At 69.8% G+C, this 17,739-nt stretch carries 18 protein-coding genes and 2 pseudogenes; 10 read left to right on the top strand and 10 right to left on the bottom strand.

Annotated elements, in window-relative coordinates:
- Nucleotides 1-530 precede the first annotated feature (530 nt).
- Both OG259_RS37835 and OG259_RS37830 read right to left on the bottom strand, forming a co-directional pair.
- The gene (locus tag OG259_RS37835) at nucleotides 531-1,880 is read right to left on the bottom strand and encodes a sensor histidine kinase (RefSeq protein ID WP_327251143.1); all 1,350 of its coding nucleotides are present in this window, start codon (nucleotides 1,878-1,880) and stop codon (nucleotides 531-533) included.
- The gene (locus tag OG259_RS37830) at nucleotides 1,877-2,530 is read right to left on the bottom strand and encodes a response regulator transcription factor (RefSeq protein WP_328946371.1); all 654 of its coding nucleotides are present in this window, start codon (nucleotides 2,528-2,530) and stop codon (nucleotides 1,877-1,879) included. The genes OG259_RS37835 and OG259_RS37830 overlap by 4 nt, the downstream gene beginning before the upstream one ends.
- Nucleotides 2,531-2,809: 279 nt before the next feature.
- Between OG259_RS37830 and OG259_RS37825 the strand changes: the two genes are divergently transcribed.
- The 5 genes and pseudogenes from OG259_RS37825 to OG259_RS37805 all read left to right on the top strand — a co-directional run.
- Nucleotides 2,810-3,307, top strand: coding sequence for a hypothetical protein (locus OG259_RS37825; RefSeq protein ID WP_328946370.1), 498 nt, complete (start codon nucleotides 2,810-2,812; stop codon nucleotides 3,305-3,307).
- 29 nt (nucleotides 3,308-3,336) lie between these two features.
- Nucleotides 3,337-4,617, top strand: a complete 1,281-nt coding sequence (locus tag OG259_RS37820; RefSeq protein ID WP_328946369.1) for a peptidoglycan-binding domain-containing protein — start codon at nucleotides 3,337-3,339, stop codon at nucleotides 4,615-4,617.
- The gene (locus OG259_RS37815; protein ID WP_327251140.1) at nucleotides 4,614-5,351 is read left to right on the top strand and encodes an ABC transporter ATP-binding protein; all 738 of its coding nucleotides are present in this window, start codon (nucleotides 4,614-4,616) and stop codon (nucleotides 5,349-5,351) included. The genes OG259_RS37820 and OG259_RS37815 overlap by 4 nt, the downstream gene beginning before the upstream one ends.
- The gene (locus OG259_RS37810) at nucleotides 5,348-6,577 is read left to right on the top strand and encodes an ABC transporter permease (protein WP_267039869.1); all 1,230 of its coding nucleotides are present in this window, start codon (nucleotides 5,348-5,350) and stop codon (nucleotides 6,575-6,577) included. Before OG259_RS37815 ends, OG259_RS37810 begins: the two co-directional genes overlap by 4 nt.
- A gap of 179 nt (nucleotides 6,578-6,756) precedes the next feature.
- Nucleotides 6,757-6,906: pseudogene (locus OG259_RS37805) on the top strand (IS5/IS1182 family transposase); the annotation flags it as partial.
- A 407-nt stretch (nucleotides 6,907-7,313) separates the two neighbouring features.
- Here the strand turns inward: OG259_RS37805 and OG259_RS37800 are convergent.
- From OG259_RS37800 to OG259_RS37780, 5 genes and pseudogenes are all read right to left on the bottom strand, one after another.
- Nucleotides 7,314-7,919 (bottom strand): annotated as a pseudogene (locus tag OG259_RS37800) (IS5 family transposase); the annotation flags it as partial.
- A 138-nt stretch (nucleotides 7,920-8,057) separates the two neighbouring features.
- Nucleotides 8,058-8,504, bottom strand: a complete 447-nt coding sequence (locus tag OG259_RS37795) for a hypothetical protein (protein WP_328946368.1) — start codon at nucleotides 8,502-8,504, stop codon at nucleotides 8,058-8,060.
- A 35-nt stretch (nucleotides 8,505-8,539) separates the two neighbouring features.
- Entirely contained in the window at nucleotides 8,540-8,812 is a 273-nt protein-coding gene (locus OG259_RS37790) for a restriction endonuclease fold toxin-2 domain-containing protein (RefSeq protein WP_328946367.1), read from the bottom strand.
- Between the two features lie 29 nt (nucleotides 8,813-8,841).
- Nucleotides 8,842-10,080 carry a hypothetical protein gene (locus OG259_RS37785; RefSeq protein ID WP_328946366.1) on the bottom strand — a complete coding sequence of 413 codons (1,239 nt, stop codon included), beginning with the start codon at nucleotides 10,078-10,080 and terminating at the stop codon, nucleotides 8,842-8,844.
- Nucleotides 10,077-10,763: an ATP-binding protein gene (locus OG259_RS37780; protein ID WP_328946365.1), complete on the bottom strand. Its 687-nt coding sequence runs from the start codon at nucleotides 10,761-10,763 to the stop codon at nucleotides 10,077-10,079. Before OG259_RS37780 ends, OG259_RS37785 begins: the two co-directional genes overlap by 4 nt.
- Before the next feature lie 326 nt (nucleotides 10,764-11,089).
- On the opposite strand from OG259_RS37780, the gene OG259_RS37775 reads away from it, so the two are divergent.
- On the top strand, nucleotides 11,090-11,713 hold the full coding sequence (locus OG259_RS37775; protein WP_328946364.1) for a nucleotidyltransferase domain-containing protein: 624 nt from the start codon (nucleotides 11,090-11,092) through the stop codon (nucleotides 11,711-11,713).
- Here OG259_RS37775 and OG259_RS37770 read toward each other — a convergent pair.
- The 3 genes from OG259_RS37770 to OG259_RS37760 are packed head-to-tail and all read right to left on the bottom strand — an operon-like array spanning nucleotide 11,700 to nucleotide 14,661.
- The gene (locus tag OG259_RS37770) at nucleotides 11,700-12,158 is read right to left on the bottom strand and encodes a PPC domain-containing DNA-binding protein (RefSeq protein WP_328946363.1); all 459 of its coding nucleotides are present in this window, start codon (nucleotides 12,156-12,158) and stop codon (nucleotides 11,700-11,702) included. The two genes, OG259_RS37775 and OG259_RS37770, sit on opposite strands and share 14 nt — an antisense overlap.
- A gap of 27 nt (nucleotides 12,159-12,185) precedes the next feature.
- Nucleotides 12,186-13,190 carry an asparaginase gene (locus OG259_RS37765; RefSeq protein ID WP_328946362.1) on the bottom strand — a complete coding sequence of 335 codons (1,005 nt, stop codon included), beginning with the start codon at nucleotides 13,188-13,190 and terminating at the stop codon, nucleotides 12,186-12,188.
- A 58-nt stretch (nucleotides 13,191-13,248) separates the two neighbouring features.
- A complete protein-coding gene (locus tag OG259_RS37760; RefSeq protein ID WP_328946361.1) occupies nucleotides 13,249-14,661 on the bottom strand; it encodes a helix-turn-helix domain-containing protein in 1,413 nt (470 codons plus the stop codon).
- 306 nt (nucleotides 14,662-14,967) lie between these two features.
- Here OG259_RS37760 and OG259_RS37755 point away from each other — a divergent pair, with 306 nt between their 5' ends.
- The 4 genes from OG259_RS37755 to OG259_RS37740 are packed head-to-tail and all read left to right on the top strand — an operon-like array spanning nucleotide 14,968 to nucleotide 17,735.
- Nucleotides 14,968-15,729 (top strand): hypothetical protein, encoded by a 762-nt coding sequence (locus tag OG259_RS37755; protein ID WP_328946360.1) that lies wholly within the window; start codon nucleotides 14,968-14,970, stop codon nucleotides 15,727-15,729.
- Nucleotides 15,726-16,412 (top strand): dTMP kinase, encoded by a 687-nt coding sequence (locus OG259_RS37750; protein WP_328946359.1) that lies wholly within the window; start codon nucleotides 15,726-15,728, stop codon nucleotides 16,410-16,412. Before OG259_RS37755 ends, OG259_RS37750 begins: the two co-directional genes overlap by 4 nt.
- A complete protein-coding gene (locus tag OG259_RS37745) occupies nucleotides 16,405-17,274 on the top strand; it encodes an isocitrate lyase/phosphoenolpyruvate mutase family protein (protein ID WP_328946358.1) in 870 nt (289 codons plus the stop codon). The genes OG259_RS37750 and OG259_RS37745 overlap by 8 nt, the downstream gene beginning before the upstream one ends.
- Nucleotides 17,265-17,735, top strand: coding sequence for an NUDIX domain-containing protein (locus tag OG259_RS37740; RefSeq protein WP_328946357.1), 471 nt, complete (start codon nucleotides 17,265-17,267; stop codon nucleotides 17,733-17,735). The genes OG259_RS37745 and OG259_RS37740 overlap by 10 nt, the downstream gene beginning before the upstream one ends.
- Nucleotides 17,736-17,739: the final 4 nt, after the last annotated feature.

Below are 17,739 nucleotides of genomic sequence, written 5' to 3'. Positions count from 1 at the left end.
CCGACGGGCGCCCAGCGGCTTCAGCCCGATCTCACCAGGCGGGCGCCAGCAGCAGGTCTCGGATGACACCGCCGAGGGCTCGGGGTCCCGGCCCATCGGCCTGATGACCCTGCGAGTCGGCGTTCTGCCCACCCTCGGTGGGCTCAGTTCTGGTCTCATTCATCCCCGTCCGGACACGTCCCGAAGGGCCAACCCGAACACTCCGCCCCAGGTCAGGATGGGTATGACCCCCGGCGTACGGCCATACGAACGTTTGGAAAGCGTGTTGCGGGCAACCCCTCACGAGTTCGAATCTCGTATCCTCCGCACCCGCCCGCCAGGGCAAACGTAAGGCTTCGACCGCAGTGCGGTCGGGGCCTTCATCGTTCCGTGGTTGCAGATTCGGTTCAGGTCACCCGATCAGGCACTGTCATCAGCATCGATCAGGAGCCTCTGGGCGGCATCGCGGTGTTGCCGCGAGCCAGCGGAGCCCAGAGCGAACTTCTGGCCGAGGTCACTCGAACCTCTGGTTCCGAAGGGCACCCGACACCTCACGTGCTGGGCGATACGGGGCTGTTGGTCTGCGGGGACCGATACCCGGCGGGCGCCGGCTGCGGGCTGCGGGTACCGATGGCGACGGTGGGTAGTTGAGGCAGGCTGACGTGGACCTCCAGGCCCCCGTCGGGGTTCGGACGGGCGGTGACGGTCCCGGCATGGACCTGGGCGATGGAGCGGACGATGGACAGGCCCAGTCCGGCGCCCTTGGTGGAGCCGGTGCGAGCGGTGACGCCTCGCCGGAAGGGCTCAAACAGCTCGGGGAGGGTGTCCGCGGGCACGTAGGGTCCGCTGTTGTGGACGACCAGTCCACCGTGCGGGGATGTGCGGATCTGCAGCGCGCCGCCGCGGTGGTTGTGCCGGATCGCGTTCTGGACCAGGTTGGTCACGAGGTGGGTGAGCAGGACCGGGTTGCCCAGGACGCTGACCGGGTGCAGGTCCAGGTCGACCGTGACGCCGGAGGCGGTCGCGACGGACTCATGTTGGCGGGCCACCTCGGCGGCCACTTCGTCCAGCGCGACCGGTTCGCGGTGGGTGAGCCCTTGTTCGCCCTGGGCGAGGAGCAGCAGTCCGTCGATGAGGCGTTCGGCACGGCGGTTGGCGTCGAGGAGCTGCTGCCTGACCGTGTTGAGGCTGTCGGGTGAGGGGGAGGTGTCGGCGAGACCGATCTGGATGGCGGCGCGTTGGATGGTCAGGGGGGTGCGTAGTTCGTGGGAGGCGTTGGCGATGAAGCGCCGCTGACTGGAGAAGGCGTTGTGCAGCCGGTCAAGGAGGTCGTCGAAGGTGTCGGCGAGTTCCTTGAACTCGTCGCGGGGGCCGGTGAGGGCGATCCGTTCGTGCAGGTTCTCCCAGGACAGCCGCCGGGCGGTCGTAGTGATCGCGTGGACCGGTCGCAGGACGTGCCCGGCCATCCACCAGCCCAGCAGCATAGCGAGGAGCACCAGCAGGGCGAGTGCGATGCCGGAGACGGTCAGTAGCTCCTGCAGCATTTCGTGCCTGTATCGCGCGATGGCGTCGGTCACCGCCCCCGGCACGATGTTCGGCGGCTGCACGGCCGACTGCCGCCATTGCCCGGGCAGCGAGGGGAGCGGTCCGACGATGGGGGGTCGGGAGCCGAGCGGTGTGCCCGCTTCGGTTCCGACGGACACGGTCCTAGCAGTGGCCGTGCGCTGCTGGAACCACAGGTAGATGACGGTGATCAGTAGCGTGCCGGCGAGGAAGAACAGTCCGCCGTACAGGGCGGTCAGGCGGACCCGTACGGTCGGCAGCAGGCGGCGTACCTTCCTGGGGTGGTCGGCCTGGACGGGCGGGTGGACGGGGTTGGGGTGCACGGGCGCCGCGTTCATATCCGGTAGCCGATGCCAGGCAGGGTCTCGATCATCGGGGGCTGTCCGAGTTTGCTGCGGAGCCTGGAGAGGGTGACGCGGACGGCGTTGGTGAACGGGTCGGCGTTCTCGTCCCAGGCGCGTTCCAGCAGCTCCTCCGTGCTGACCGCCGCCCCCCTGGCCCGCAGCAGCACTTCGAGGACGGCGAACTCCTTGCGGGACAACGCCAGATAGCGGCCGTTCCGGTGGACCTGGCGGTTCGCGGCGTCGAGCACGAGGCCGCCCTTTTCCAGGATGGGCGGCAGTGCGGTCTGGGTGCGGCGGCCGAGCGCCTGGACTCGGGCGACCAGTTCGTCGTATTCGAAGGGCTTGGGCAGGTAGTCGTCGGCGCCCAGCCGCAGTCCTTGGACCCGGTCGGCCACCGTGCCGGCTGCGGTGAGCATGAGGATGCGGGTGCGGGCGCCTCTCCCGGTCAGCTCCCGGCAGATCTGGTCACCGTGGACGCCGGGCAGGTCGCGGTCCAGCACGAGCACGTCGTAGTCGTTGACCGCCAGCCGCTGCTGGACGCTGGGGCCGTCGTAGGCGATATCGACGGCCATCGCGTACGCGCGCAGACCCGCTGCCACCAGGTCGGCGAGCACGTGCTCGTCCTCGGCCACCAGTACGCGCATCGCTCGTTCCCTTCTTCCTGTCCGCGGGTCGCCGCCGGGCATATATCGGGCGCCGGCTTTCCCTGCGCCAAGTGGTATCGCGTCGAATGTTTCTGCGGCATAACAGAAAACTGGAACGCCCATGAAATGCCGAGCCGCGTATTCCTTGGTGCCGACGGCCGAATCCGGCCCTAGGACGAAGGGTACGAGAAGATGAAGATCAGCACACTGATCCGGCCTGCTCCCACGCTGCGCACGCCTTCCAGGCTCCGGCGGGGGCTGGCCGGTGTGGGGGTGGGAGTGGCGGCACTGGTGCTGGCCGGCTGCGGCGGCGGCCAGGACGGCGGCCCGAAGGTGGCCAGCCTCGGCAACGGCTCGCAAGCCGGGAGTTCGGCGAGTCCGTCTCCGGGGGCGGCGAACCCCGAGGACGCACAGTTGCAGTTCGCCCGCTGCATGCGCGACAAGGGCGTGGACGTGCCGGACGCGCAGGCGGGCGGTTCCGTCAGGCTCGGCGGTCCGGGCCAGGACCCGACCAAGGTGCAGGCGGCCCTGCAGGAATGCCAGCATTTCCTCAGCGCCGGCGGTTCGAACATGAACGACCCGAAGGCCAAGGACATGCTCACCAAGATGGCCCAGTGCATGCGCGAGCACGGCGTGAACATGCAGGACCCGGACGGAAGCGGTTCGCTGCGCGTCGAAGGAAATGTGGACCCGCAGAAGATGGACGCGGCGAACAAGGCGTGCCAGTCGGTCATGTCGAAGCCGGCCGGCTCTGCGCCCGGGAGCGGTGCGGGATGATCCACCGACAAGAACAGGATGACGTGCCAATGAACCCTGACCACGGCGCAGCGGCCGGCCCCGGCACGGTCACCGGCCCACCCGACCCCGACCCGATCACCGCTGCCCTCCCGGTACCCGGCACGCCTGCCTCCGAGGCGGCGCGCCCTGGCCGGCGGGGAGGTCGCTGGCTGGTCGTCTGCACGGCGCTGGTCTTGGTGGCAGGCTGCGCCGCAGCGTACCTCGCGGTCCGCCCCACGGGAGACAAGCAGGTAGCCGGCACGGCCCGGCCGACGACAGCAGCGGTCACCAGAACCGACCTGGTGGAGCAGGACAAGGTCGACGGGACGCTCGGCTTCGACGGCTCCTACACGATCACCGCGGGCTCCGGTTCCGGTCCCGGCACGGCGGGTGGCGGCCCATCCAGGACGTCCGGTGCGTCGAACGCGGGTGCCAACGTGCTGACGTGGCTGCCCGCTCAGGGACAGACCATCGAGCGCGGCCAGCAGGTCTACCGCGTGGATGACAAGCCGGTTCCGCTGCTGTACGGGTCGGTCCCGTCCTGGCGTGACCTGAAAGTGGGCGTGTCCGACGGTGCGGACGTGCAGGAGCTGAAGGAGAATCTCAAGGCCCTCGGCTACGGCAGCGACCTGGCCGACGACAAGCACTTCAGCGATGCCACCGCCCAGGCGGTCAAGAGCTGGCAGAAGGCTCAGGGGCGGTCACAGACCGGCACGGTCGCGCTCGGGGATGTCGTGGTGGAGCCCACCGCGATCCGGGTCGCCTCCGTCACCGGGACGGTCGGCGCCCCCGCTTCCGGCACGGTGCTGAGCGCCACCGGTACGAACCGGGTGGTCAGCGTGAACCTGGCGACCGGCAAGGTGGCCTTGGCCAAGCAGGGAGCGGCCGTGCAGGTACAGCTGCCTGGCGGCACGACGACCTCAGGTCACATCAGCGACGTCGGCACCGTCGCCACAGCCCCCGACAACGCCGGCAGGGCGGGCCCGGCAGGCAACAGCCAGGCCGGCTCCGGCACCGACAACGCCACCATCAAGGTGAAGGTCACGCTCGACAAACCCGCGGACGCGGGCAGACTCGACGGGGCCCCGGTCACGGTGCTGTTCACCAGCGACGAGCGCAAGAACGTGCTGGCCGTACCGGTGACGTCGCTGCTGGCCACCGTCCAGGGCGCCTACGCCGTCCAGGTCGTGGCCGACGACGGCACCACCCGCCTGGTGCCCGTCACGCTCGGCATCTTCGCCGGTGGCAACGTGGAGGTCACCAGCCCGGACCTGCACGAAGGCGTGAAAGTGGAGGTCCCCTCCTCATGATCCCCGTCATCGAACTCGACGGCGTCGGCAAGTCCTACCCCGGGGGCGTACACGCACTGCGCGAGGTCTCCTTGCGGGTATGGCCCGGCGAGCTGCTGGCCGTCGTCGGCCCCTCCGGGTCCGGCAAGTCGACGATGCTGCAGCTCATGGGAACCCTGGACCGGCCAACCGCTGGACACGTCAGGGTGATGGGCCACAACGCCGCCCGCCTGACCGACCGTCAGCTGTCAGCCGTGCGCTCCCGCTGGATCGGCTTCGTCTTCCAGCAGTTCTTCCTCACCCCACACCTGAGCGCGGTGGAGAACGTCGCCACCGGGCTGCTCTACCACGGTGTGCCACGACGCCGCCGCCGCTCCCTCGCCGCCGAGGCGCTGGGACGCGTAGGCCTGGGCCACCGGCTCGCCCACCGGCCCCACGAACTCTCCGGCGGTGAACGCCAGCGCGTGGCCATCGCCCGCGCCCTGGTGGGGCGGCCCGCGATCGTGCTCGCCGACGAGCCCACCGGAGCGCTGGACTCCGCCTCCGGCACCCAGGTGATGCGGCTGCTGCACGAGCTCAATGCCGACGGCACCACCATCGCCGTCATCACCCACGACCAGACCATCGCCCGATCGCTGCCCCGCCGGGTCGAGATCCTCGACGGCCGCATTCGCTACGACAGCGAACCACTCGACCCGATGACAGCCGCGGTGATACTGCCCCCGCCGCGCTACGAGCCTAGGGACGAGACGTGAACACGGTCACCGCACCGACCCGGACCGAGGCACCCGCCCCACTACCGGCGTCCGCCCGCCTCAGCCCCGGCGACGTCATCCGTGTCGGACTGGTCGGCGTCCGCGGGCGCCCGCTGCGCGCGTGCCTGTCCGCCCTCGGCATCGCGATCGGCATCGCCGCGATGGTCGCCATCCTCGGCATCACCGCCGGCAGTCAGGCACAGATCGAGGCCCAGATCGCCAAGGTCGGCACCAACCTGCTCACCGCCACCACCGGACAGGACCCGTTCGGAACCAAGTCCGAACTGCCCGCGGAATCCGCGACCATGGTGAGCCGGATCGCACCCGTGCGCCAGGTCTCCGCCGTGGGCACGGTCTCCAACGCCACCGTGCACCGCAACGACAAGACCGACCAGCGCGACACCGCCGGCATCGCCGTCCAGGCCACCCGGCTCGACCTGCCCGCCACCATCGGCGCCACGATCGCCAAGGGCACCTGGCTCAACGCGGCCACCGAGCAATACCCCGCAGTCGTCCTCGGCTCCGTCGCCGCCGACCGGTTCGGCATCCACACCCCCGGCACGGCCGTCTACCTGGGCGGCCAGTGGTTCACCGTCGCCGGCATTCTGAGCCCCGTCACCCTCGCCCCCGAGATCGACCGCTCCGCCCTGATCGGCTGGGACGCCGCCGCCAAGCTCGGCTTCGACGGACACCCGACCACCATCTACGTACGCTCCGCCGACGAGGCGGTCAACGACGTGCACGACGTTCTCGCACAGACGGTCAACCCGCAGCACCCCGAACAGGTGAACATCAGCCGCCCCTCCGACGCCCTCACCACCGCGCTCGCCGTCAAGAACACCTTCAAGCTGATGTTCCTCGGGCTGGGAGCGATCGCCCTGCTGGTCGGAGGTATCGGAGTCGCCAACACCATGGTCATCTCCGTGCTCGAACGACGAGCCGAGATCGGCCTGCGCCGGGCCATCGGAGCCGGCCGCGGCCAGATCAAGCTGCAGTTCCTCACCGAATCTGTGGCCCTCTCCGCCCTCGGTGGCATCAGCGGCGTGGTCATCGGTCTGGCCGTCAGCGTCGGCTGGGCACTCAACCAGAACTGGCCCGTCACCATCCCCACCCAAGCCGTCCTCGCCGGCGTAGGGGCCGCCGTCACCATCGGAGCCCTCGCCGGCCTCTACCCGGCAACCCGCGCTGCCCGCACCTCCCCCGCCGAAGCACTCGCATCCAGCTGACCACCACCGTTCACCACACCCGGTGCTCCTCACGCGGACAAGCAACTCCCCGGTCTCAGTTCTGGTCTCATTCACCACCGTCCGGCCAGGTTCAACGACTGGCCAACAACCACCTCCGCCGCAGGTCAGCACCGGTACGGACGCCGGTGAACTGCATTCGAAGGTGGCAGCACCGGCACAACAGCACACACGCCAAGATCCGCTGCCTCGGAGAGCAGGCCATGGCCACCCTGAAGGGCTGGCGACTCCTACGGAAGCTCCGCTGCAGCACCAACCGCATCACCGCGATCGTCCAAGCCGTTCTCGTCCTTCATCACGCCTCAGTGTGAGGTTGGAAAAGGCTCGCTGATCGTTTCAGAATGACGCGCTTGGTCAGATGGATGTGCGCTGCGAAGATGCGACCTCGACCGGACGGTGGAGGACGGGGGCACCAGATGACGCAGTGGCGGCTCTTGCGGGGAGATGTCCTGGTCGGTGAGCTCAGTGAGTACGGCTGTGATCAGCCGTTCTTCCTGGCGCGTTTCACCCCGGGACCAGGCGGGGAGAGCGTGAGGGCGTTGTTCGAGGCCTGGGCGGCCTTCAGAGGCCCGGATCCGGATGGGGCCAGGTTCGTCGCCCTGGCCAAGCCGTTGCAGGACTTGGGGCTCACACTGGCTCCGGTTGACGGCCGGCAGCCTCCGTTGCAGCTCTTCAAGAACTGCATGGTGCGTATCGATGGGTCTGAGGCTCGCCTCCGTTACTGACACAGCGGTTGGCTGTCCGCACGCCGGCGAAGACATATCAGGCTGCAGGCCAGTTCGAGCAGCCCGTGGTGGAGGTTGGCGCGTCGTTCGTAGCGGGTGCGGAGTTGTTCGATTTGGTGCAGCCGGCGAAAGTGCGCTCGACCACCCGGCGCACCTTGCCCGGTCCGGAGCCGTGGGCGCCGCCGCGTCGGGCGATCAGGGGTTTGATGCCACGTTTCCACAGCAGGCGGCGGTACTTGTCGAAGTCGTGGCCCCGGTCGGCATACGGACGGGGCTTGTGGCGGGGACGTCCCAGCAGTCCCGGATCGATGGGATGGCGTCCAGGAACGACAGGAGCTGGGTGACGTCGTGCCGGTTGCCGCCGGTGGGCATGACGGCGAGCGGGGTTCCACGTCGGTCGACGATCAGGTGGTACTTGGAGCCGGGACGGGCACGGGGGACCGGCCAGGGTCCGACATGATGCCCCCTTTGAGGGCCCGGACGTGCGACCCGTCTACGGAGCAGTCGTTCAGGTCCAACAGGCCGGCGTGGCGAAGCTCGGTCAGTAGGGCGGCGTACAGGCGTGGCCAGACGCCGGCCTCGGTCCAGCCCCGCAGCCTCAGGATGACCGGAGCGCCAACTGGGCGGGCACCGCGAACGGCCTCTTCGCCCGAGGTTCGGAAGTTCTTCTCTGTCATAGTGCCCAAGCCCTGCGCCTGTCGCTCACGTGGCCGTGATCCCCAGGGACATGCTCACTCTCAGTCCAGCCCGCCGGTGGCTTCGAGGTGAGCAAGGAAGGTGGCCACGAGGCGGGGGCGGGGGACGTCGGGAACAAGCGCGTCGGCCAGGTCGGCTTCAAGGCCCCACTCCGTGTTGAAGGTGATACTGGTGCCGTCCGGGACGACGCTGTCCCACAGCCACTTAGCGAACTCCGCTGCGGCATGGGCCGTGCAGTCCTCGATGGCGACCCCTTCCGGGGACCGCTTGGCGATGCCCTCCAGTTCCTCCTCGCCGAGCGCGATGCCGAAGTGCATGACGGACCCGTGCACGGGGCCTTCGTCCCCCTCTTCGACACGGACGAACGTGTCCATCTTCCGCTCGCGCAGCTTGGCCTCGATCCCCTCGTAGGTCAGACCCCATGCGGAACCCTCGGCCGGGCCGAAGACGTACATGGTGCGGAGTTCGGCCAGTTCGGACGCGTCCACGCGTTCGCTCTCTCGTCGTGTGCTGCTGCGGTTGGTCAGGGTACGTATCGGGCGTAGCCCTTGACGCCGTAGGCGGCCATCATGACGCGCCAGTAGGCCACGGAGTCCGCGTTGTTGGTGACCGTCTCGACGCCTCGCATCTCCTTGTTCCGAGGGTCGTTGAGAGCGGCGTTGTACTTCGCGAGCTCCTTGCGGTCCTTGTCGTACAGGAAGTCCTTCTTGCCGGACCGGTGGTTCGTGCGGAGTTCGTCGAGCGAGCGGTAGCACGGCTTGTTCGGGTTGTTGACGTACTTGGCCTCGATCGCCATGCCATCGCGGTTACGGAAGCCGTCGACCATCAGGGTGCTGTTGGCGCTGATGCCGAGCGGGATGGGACCTCGTACTCCGGGTATCCGGCGACCCGCTTCTGGTAGGCGATCTCGGCGGGATTCCCGCCGGACACATCTCCGGCGCGCAGGGAGTTCAACCACGTCTGGAAGTTCTGCTGCTCGGGCGCAATGAGGGACGGGAAGCGGGGGTCCTGAGCTGTCGGTGCGGCCATCGGCTGTACGCGAGGCCCGGTCGGCGGTCGATAGACCACGGGGACCGGGAGGGGAAGCCGGATCAGCGGTGCGAGGAAGGGCGGCAGCGACGGGAGAGGGAGGAAGCCGCCTCCGTCAGGTTGCGGCATGGGGACCCTGGACGCCGAGCTGTCGAGCGCGGGCGGGATGTTGCCCAGGCGGGCAATGCGCGTGTCGCCCGTGACGAGTTCGTGGAGCCCGCCCTCGTGCCCCTCGCCGCCGAAGAGTGGGCGCTCCCAGATGGCGAGCGGCTCGCCGATGAGCGGGTTGTCCTCTTCCGGGATCCGCTGGAGCGCAGTGCCGATGTGGTCCGCGTACGCCTCGCAGGCGCTGGCGATCATCCGGCACGCGGACGGCAGGTTCGCCATCAGGGTCTCCTCCTCGCCGGCTTCGGAGGGAGGCGGGGTCTTGCCCACGAACACGGTGAAGAAGGTCTGGACCGCCTCGGCCGTCTCCCCGAGTTGCTGGGCGCTCGCGGTACGCCAGGCGCTGTCGGAGTCCCAGTAGGCGTCGTCGAGGATGCTTGCCGCCGAGCGCCAGGCGTTCGCCGTCTTGGTGAGCTTGTCGCGCTGGCCGTGGAAGCGGGAGCTGAGCAGGTACTGGTCGGTCCAGCTGGTCTCGCCGACGACCTCGGGCAGTTCCTCGGCGTTGTAGCTTCCACGTGGGTTGCAGTCTGGCCTGGAGGGCTGGGAGCCGATGTCGGGCGCTGTGCTCTGGCCGAGCAGGGACGCTGCGATCGCGCTCTCCTGCTTGAGGAAGTCCTCGGCGGCCTTGAGCATGGCGCCGGCTCCGTTCGCCATCACCTGATGGGCGAGGCCTGCCGCCTCGAAGACCGTCTTCACCGCCGGCTTGTACACGGCGGCGAAGGCACGGCCGGCGTTGTCGTCTCCTGCCATCCCGCCATGGGCGCTGAGTTCGGTGAACAGCAGACCCAGCATGTCGTAGATCAGGTCCCGCAGCCGCACCATGGACCACGAAGCGTTGACGTAGTTCCCGGCCTTGTGTTGAAGATTCAAGACTCCCCCGTACCTTCGCCCACCAGGCTGTTCGATGGACCGTACACGTTGGCTAGGGGAGGAGCTCCGCCACACCGGGCACGTGGAGCATCTCTGTCCGATTCCTGCCGGAGGCGGGCTTGACCGCTGCCCTCGTGGGATTCTGATGCCTTGCCAAGCCCTTGGAGCTTCGGCTCCTTCCCGACACGGTATACCCGAGTACCGTCAGCGTCGTTCCCGTCGGACGTGTCCGCCGACGCCGTGGCCAGCACGATCCAGGCGGCCTTGGCGCCACGTTCCGTGACGTGGAACCCCCACTGCCCCCGGGCCAACTCGTTCACGATGCGCAGGCCGCGTCCCCGCTCGACGAGCAACCTGCCCGCTCCCTCGGTCGGTTCGACGTCCGGCGGGGGCGTGGCACCGAGGTAGAGGCCCGTGGGGAGCAGCGGGTCCCCGTCGTGGATCTCGCAGATGTACCTCCCGGCGGCCGAGCGGACGTGCACCTCGTACGGGCCACACGCGTGCTCGTGCGCGTTCGCCACGAGCTCCGAGACGGCTAGGACTCCGTCACTGATGACGTCCCCGGACAGGCCCAGGTCCTTGAGGACGCGTCGCAGGACCGCGCGGGCTTCGCCGGTCGGGTTGAGGGTGTGGTCGGTCCAGCGGTACACGAGGCCGAGAGCGGCGGATGGCGCGCTGATCATCGGGCGACGGACCTCCTGTGGGTGACAGCGATGGCCTTCTCCCGGGGCTGCGGCTTGGTCGCGGAAGTACGACCAGTACGCCGCTGAAAGGCGTACGCCGCAGGGAGCACCTGGCTTCGGGTACGCGGCCCCAGAAGGATCGTGGCTCAAGCACCAGCCACGAGGCCGGTCGCGAGTCACGCGCTCAACGATGGCTGCCGGTGCCCCTGATGCTCATGGGCGTTTATGAGCGCAGGGTGCGAGTGGGCGACAGGGCGCTCCTGCGAGACCGCCGACCCGCCGCCGGCCTTCACCTCCGCCCGTCTGGTCACTGGGAGTATGAGCGGGTGAGCGCTGACGTGTTGGGACGCTGGGTGCCGGATCGTCCCGAGGATGTGGCCACGGTCTTCGCCAAGGCGGACTTCCCGTGGTGGATCGCCGGTGGCTACGCGATCGAACTCGCGGTCGGCCGCGAGCTGCGCGCACATGGCGATCTCGACGTCCTCGTCCTCCGGCGTGACCAGGACCGCGTACGGGATCTCCTGGCCGACTGGGACCTGTACGTGGCGGACCCGCCCGGCCAGGGGGAGCTTCGACCGTGGCGTCCCGGAGAGGTCCTTCGGCCGCCGCTCCACGACATCTGGTGCCGCCGCACACCCGAGGCGCCCTGGTCGGTGCAGCTCATGCTGGACGAGGCCGAGGGTACCCAGTGGGTCTCGCGGCGCACCCCGGAGATCCGGCTCCCGATCGACCGACTCGGGCGGACGAGCGAGACGGGCATCCCGTATCTCGCGCCCGAGGTGCAGCTCTTCTACAAGGCGAAGGCGCCCCGGGAGAAGGACGAGATCGACTTCGAAGCGGTGCTGTCGCTGCTCGGCGCTCCGGCACGCACCTGGCTGGCGGACGCGATCAGTGTGATCGCGCCCGATCACCCCTGGCTCAGGCGGCTCCTGCCGGTCAGCCGAACGTGAGCAGCGGAACGTCGTAGAGGTCGGGGTTCCGGGGCCGGGTCATCGTGGGCGACGTGACTTCTACGACCAGCAGCTCGCTGAGGAACTGGACTTTGGCGCTGAGGAGGTGGCTCGTCCTGCCGTCGGCCGACTGGGCCTTCAGGCCGGCGCTGACATGGATGTGCGGGAGTATCCCGCCGGTGGCCGGGTCGTGAGCGAGGGTGCCGGCGCCGAACGCTTCGACGTTGGTGACGTACGTCTTCGCCCAGACCGGCGCGTCCGGGTCCGCGAGCTTCTCGCAGGCACCCACGATCTCGGCCTCCGCGAAGGCTCCGATGAACGAGGGGATGTAGCCCTGCCGTACGCCGTTGTCCCGGCAGAAGGTGGACAGCGCCGCGAAGAAGTCCTCCCCGTGGTCGAAGGTGACGCCGAAGGTACGGCCGACGGTCAGCTCGTGAGCACGCATGCGCGGGTGTCTCCTGATGGGGTGGGATCAGCGGGCGGAGGCGGTGGTGAAGGTAGCGCGGACCGTCGCCCCGTCGGCGCCCTGGGCGAGCAGGGCGTGCAGCAGGAGCCGCGCCTGGTACGGGCCGAGGTCTCCGGCGCCGATGAGCCCGCGGCCGAGGAGGTCCTTCTCGGAGCCGGGGAAGCCGTACGTGTCGGACAGGACGGGGCCGTTGCCGATGCGGGAGGCGAGGACCACGGGGATGCGGGACGCGAGCTTGGTGAGCCCTTCGACGAGACGCTCCGGGACGTGGCCCACGCCGAAGGCCGCGACCACGAGCCCATCGCAGTTGCCTTGCCACAGGTCGAGCAGGGCGCCGTCGTCGCCGAGGGTGACGGTATAGAGCCCGACACGCGCCTCCCGGTCGGGGGCGCCGACCAACGGTCCACGGGACGACAAGCCGCCACCCACCATCCGCACCCGGTTCTCCGCGATCCGCGCGACCGGGCCGCACGCCGGTGAGGTGAAGGCGGCGGGGCTGGTGGTGTGGGACTTGCGGACGGTCCGTGCCGAGTGGACCTCGTCGCCGAGTACGACGAGGCAGCCGGCGCCCCGGAGTACGGGGTCGGCGGCGGCCTGGACGGCGGCGTGGAGGTTGGCCGGACCGTCGGCGCCGGGCAGGGTGGGGTTGCGCATCGCGCCGGTGACGACGACCGGCTGCTCGTGGCCGTGGTAGAGGTCGAGGAGGAAGGCGGTCTCCTCGATGGTGTCGGTGCCCTGGGTGATGACGACACCGTCGACGTCTCCGGTCTCCAGCTCCGCCGCGACCGCGGCCGACAGTGCGGTGAGGTCCTCGAAGGTCAGGGAGGCGCCGGGCAGACGTCGGAAGTCCCGAACCTTGAGGCCGATGCCGCTCGTGGCCAGGGCGGGTACCGCAGCGAGGAGTTCGTGCGCCGAGAGCGCCGGTACGACTCCTCCGGTGGCGGGATCGGTGGTCATGGCGATAGTGCCGCCGAGGGAGAAGACCGCCACGTTCCTGACCGACTCCGTCATATCCCTGCTCCCCTGTCCGGACGCCGCCGAGCGCGGCCTCACGAGTGGTTCACGCAGGCTATCGGGTCGGCGCCGTCCGGGTCCGAGGAATGATCACCAGCTGCTCGGCGACGAACCGGCAGGCGGCCTCCAGCCCTTCGAGGCCGAGCAGCCGACTGCGCGGCCTGGCGAGCCGCTCCGTGCCGACGGCCGACAACTGTGCGCACCGGCGACCGAGCCAGGAGGCGTCGAGGCCGAGGTACTCCGCCGTTGCCGCGAGGCGCTGTCCGGCCCGCTCGGCCGCCGTGGCCGAGTGGTGGCTGACGTGGCCCGTCACATCGGCGAACGTCCGGAGGGCTCCCGGCCGCGCGGTGACCGCGAGGTGGGACGCTCCATCGGTGCGTACCCATGAGGCGATGACGGCGCGGCGCCCGTGGGAGAGCGCGAAGCCGTCGGTGTGGGCGAAGCCTCCGTCACCGGTCACCCAGGTGCGGATGCCGAAGGACTCCATGACCGCGATGGCGAGGAAGAGCAGAACGCGCTCGTACGCCGGCGAGGAGGCGACCGCCGTCTCGGGGACGCAGAACCCCCGGCCGCTGGTACCGCCCGGACGCCGGGGTGCCATTCGTTCGAGATAGCGGTACTTGTGCCGGAAGAACAGCCAGGTGGCCGCCTCCTCACCGCGCTGTTCCCTGGTCCAGAAGACGGGTGCGTCGCCCAGGTGGTCACGCTGGCCCAGGATGTACCGGGCGGCGGTCTCCGAGCCGATGAGCATCCGGGAGACCTCGGTCAGTCCCTGGTCGGAGGCGATCGGCGAGCCTGGGGAAGCGGTGAGCGAAGCCAGCGAGGTGTGCAGGGTCTGGTCGTCGCCGAGCAGTGCCGCCTCGAATCCCGATACGGCCCACAGGATGCCGTAAGTCAGGTCGTCCAGTTCGTACGCGGCGGGGATGTCGACCGGGTCGGAGGCGGCGGCACGTACGCCGCTCGGTCGGGCGTCGGTGACGAACTGCCGGACCGCCCCGTCCACCGTGCGGTTCGCGACGACGAGCGCGCGCATCGGCATGGTGCGCCAGGCATCCAGCTCCGGGCGGGAGTCGAGTCTCAGGCTGTCCCCGAGGAAGGAGGCCGCGGGAAGGGTCAGTACGGGGAGCGCCGTCGTCGACACGGACCGGCCGGCGGGTAACAGAAGCTGGCCCGGACCTTCCGGCAGCGCCGCGTACCCGCGGGCTCCAGTGTCTGCCGTTCCCGGTCGGAGCGTGGCGTCGGGAATGTGCGGATCGGCCGTGGGCAGGAGCCCGAGCAGCTCCTCCGGGACTCCCAGCGCATCGGTCCACTGGACGAACTGCCGTCGGTCGCGGATCTGCTTGAGGCCACGTTCCAATCTGCTGACCTCGGCCTGGTCGATGCTGACCATCCGCGCCACGCCGGCCTGGGAGAGGCCCGTGTGCTTCCTGAACAGCTTGACGACGGTGCCGAGTTCCCATGCGGCCACGGCTCGCCGGACCGTCGGATCACGCCAGAAGGCCGGGTCGGCCCGTCGGGCGGCCGGCCCGTCCTGGCACGAGGCGCATCGTGTACCGGCGTTGAAGCGACTGAGAAGGGCACCGCAGCGCGTACACCGCCGCTGTCCGCTGTCGACCATGGTCGGCATTCTCTCTCGCTCTGCGACCACCCGGACACGTTCCGCTGGTGGGGCTCATAAACACTCATAGGTGTGGGCCTTCGTGGCGGCCATCGTGGTGGAGCACCACCGACCGGAGCCGCGTGCCGCGACTCCCCGGACGTGAGGATCCGACCTGTGACCTCGTTGACCATGCCGCCCCGGCCACCCGGTTCGCCGCCGCTGGCCCATGCCTGGCAGACGCTGGCGGACGGGCTGCTGACCCAGCGGCTCCATCTCCATCTCGACGAATGGCGGGCTGCCGTCGCCGAGGAGAAGGCGCTGCCGGACGTGCCGGGCGCCGATGTCTCCGTGCTGGCCCAACGCCCGTCTCCGCTGCTGGCAGGCGACGGGCCCGCGATGGCGCTGCTGGAGGACGCCGGGCTCGGCTTCTGGTGGGAGCTGCCCCAGCGGCACGGAGCGGAGTCGCGGAACCGGCGCGGGGCGCTTCACCGCGCCGCCGACACCGCTGCCCAGAACGTCCTCGCGGGGCAGACAGGGGCGTCCTGGTCCGACGCCGTGACCGCCGTCGCCGCCGCCGCCGCGTGGTGGGTGGGCTTCTTCACGGTCATCCGCCACCGCGGGGTGCACCACATCACGCTGGAGCCGCACCCGGGCCCCCTCCACGAACGGGCCCTGGGCACCGCGGTGGGCGTCGTGGCCCACGGCATGGCCACGCGGGTGCTGGAGGCGGCGCTGCGTGACTCCGACGATGACCCGGCCCTCCGCGCCGCGTACTGCCGGGCCATCGAGGCCGGCATCTGCGCCGAGCCCGAGCTCCCCCGCCTCATCGACGAGTTGGCAGAGCTGCGGCTGGTGGACCTGGTGTCCACCACGGCGCGCTGGCGGGGTCGCTTCACCAAGTACGCCGGCGGCACGGGGGCGGGGCAGGTCGAATGAACCACCGCTATCCGTTCATCGTCATCGAGGGGCTCGACGGCACCGGCAAGACGACGCTGCGCAAGGGCCTGTTCCGGCTCTGGGAGGGGCTCTACGGCGTCACCCCGCTGTGCATGCTCACCACCAACTTCCTTGCCGCAGACCAGGCCGCCGCCATCGTCACCGGCAAGTACCAGCCGAACGCCGGGAACCGTGACGCCTACCTGTCCGCGATCGCGGCGGACAAGCGGGCCACGCTGGATCGCCTCGTGCTCCCCCAGCGGCCGGCCCGGCCCGTGATCGCGGATCGCTGGCTCCTCAGCGAGCTGGCCTTCTTCGCCGTGAAACACGACATGAGGGTGTCGGAGACGTACGAGGTGCTGGCCGCGCAGCTCACCGCGGCCCCGGATCTCACGCTCGTCCTGGACCTGGAGACCGACGCCTCGATGAGCCGGGCGCAGGCCCGCCAGGGTGACGCCGTCCGGGCCGACTGGGACGTGCACGACGTCCAGAGCCGGGTTCGCGAGACCTACGAGGCCGTGGTCACGAAGCCCGACGAGTTCCCGCTCCTCGGCGACGTGGTCCGCCTGGACGCCCGCCGGCCCCGGTCCGAGGTGCTGCTCACCGCCTGGGACGTACTGCGCGAACGGCAGCTGGTGCCGTCGCTCGCCGCCCGTGCGGAAGGAGGAGAAACTCATGACTGACGGCACGAAGGCGATGCATCTGCGTGAGGCCCTCGCCGACAGCGAGCGGAAGCACCCGCTCCTGGCGATCGGTGCGGTCAACGCGCTCGCCGCGCATGTCGCAGCGGAATCGGGCTTCGACGCCCTGTGGGTGAGCGGTCTGGAGGTGTCCGCGGCCTCCGGGCTGCCGGACGCCAACGTTCTGGGCCCCCGGGACCTGTCCGACGTGGTCGCCTCACTCGGCCGTGTCACCGAACTGCCCGTCATCGTGGACATCGACAACGCGGGCGGCTCGGGGCGCACGGCGGAGCGGTTCGCGTACGACCTGATGCGCGCCGGAGCCGCTGCGGTGTGTGTCGAGGACAGCGCGTACCCGAAGTGCAACAGCTTCGCGGCCCACCGGGCCCAGAAGCTCGCCGACCGGGACCTTCTGTGCGAGCAGGTGGGGCGTATACGGAAGGTCGCCGGTGACGGCCTCGTGGTCGTGGCCCGCACCGAGGCCCTGATCGCCGGGGAGGACATGGCCACGGCGATCGCGCGCGCCGAGGCGTACGCCGAGGCCGGGGCGGATGCGGTACTCATCCACTCCAAGGACGCGACCGGTGATCAGGCGTGGGGCATCGGACGTGCGTGGAGTCACGGCGTACCGCTGGTCAGCGTGCCGACGGCGTTCCCTGACCTGAGCGCCGCTGAACTCGGCGAGGCCGGCTTCGGCCTCTGTATCTACGCGAACCAGCTCAGCCGTGCCGCCCTCGCGGGTATGCGCACCGCCGCTCGTCAGTTCCGGCGCGGAGGGAGTTTCCGCTCCACCGTCGCGGGGTCTCTGGCGGAGGTCGGCGACCTGATGCGCGTCGGCGAACCGGAGGCGCTGTCGTGCCTCTGACGCCCGAACTGCCTCGGATCAGTGTCTCCGTGAAGGCGGCGATCGTGCGCGACGGTGCCGTCCTGCTGCTGTCGTACGACGACGAGGCCGGGTTCCACTACAACCTTCCCGGCGGCAAGGCCCAGGTCGGCGAGGACCTGCGCCAGGCCGTGAACCGCAAGGTCGCCCAGGAGACCGGCCTCCAGGTCGTGGCCCGGCGTCTGCTGTGCGTCGTCGAGTACGTCCCCGAGTCGTGGCAGGGCGAGTTCGGGGACGTACAGAAGGTCCAGTTCAACTTCCTCGCCGAGCAGGTGGACGACGCCGAGCCGCGCATGCCGGAACCGCCGGACCCCATCCAGGTGGGCTTCGAGTGGGTTCCGCTGGAACGTCTGGGCGACGTGTACCTGCTGCCCCGGATCAACCGGCCGCTGTCGGCGGCGTTGAGCGGGGAGCTCGCCGACCCCTTCGTGGACAGGTGGTGACCTT

It is taken from the genome of Streptomyces sp. NBC_00250, assembly GCF_036192275.1.
Classification (GTDB): domain Bacteria; phylum Actinomycetota; class Actinomycetes; order Streptomycetales; family Streptomycetaceae; genus Streptomyces.
The sequence above is the reverse complement of the archived record's forward strand: the minus strand, read 5'-3'. Positions and strand labels throughout refer to the sequence as shown.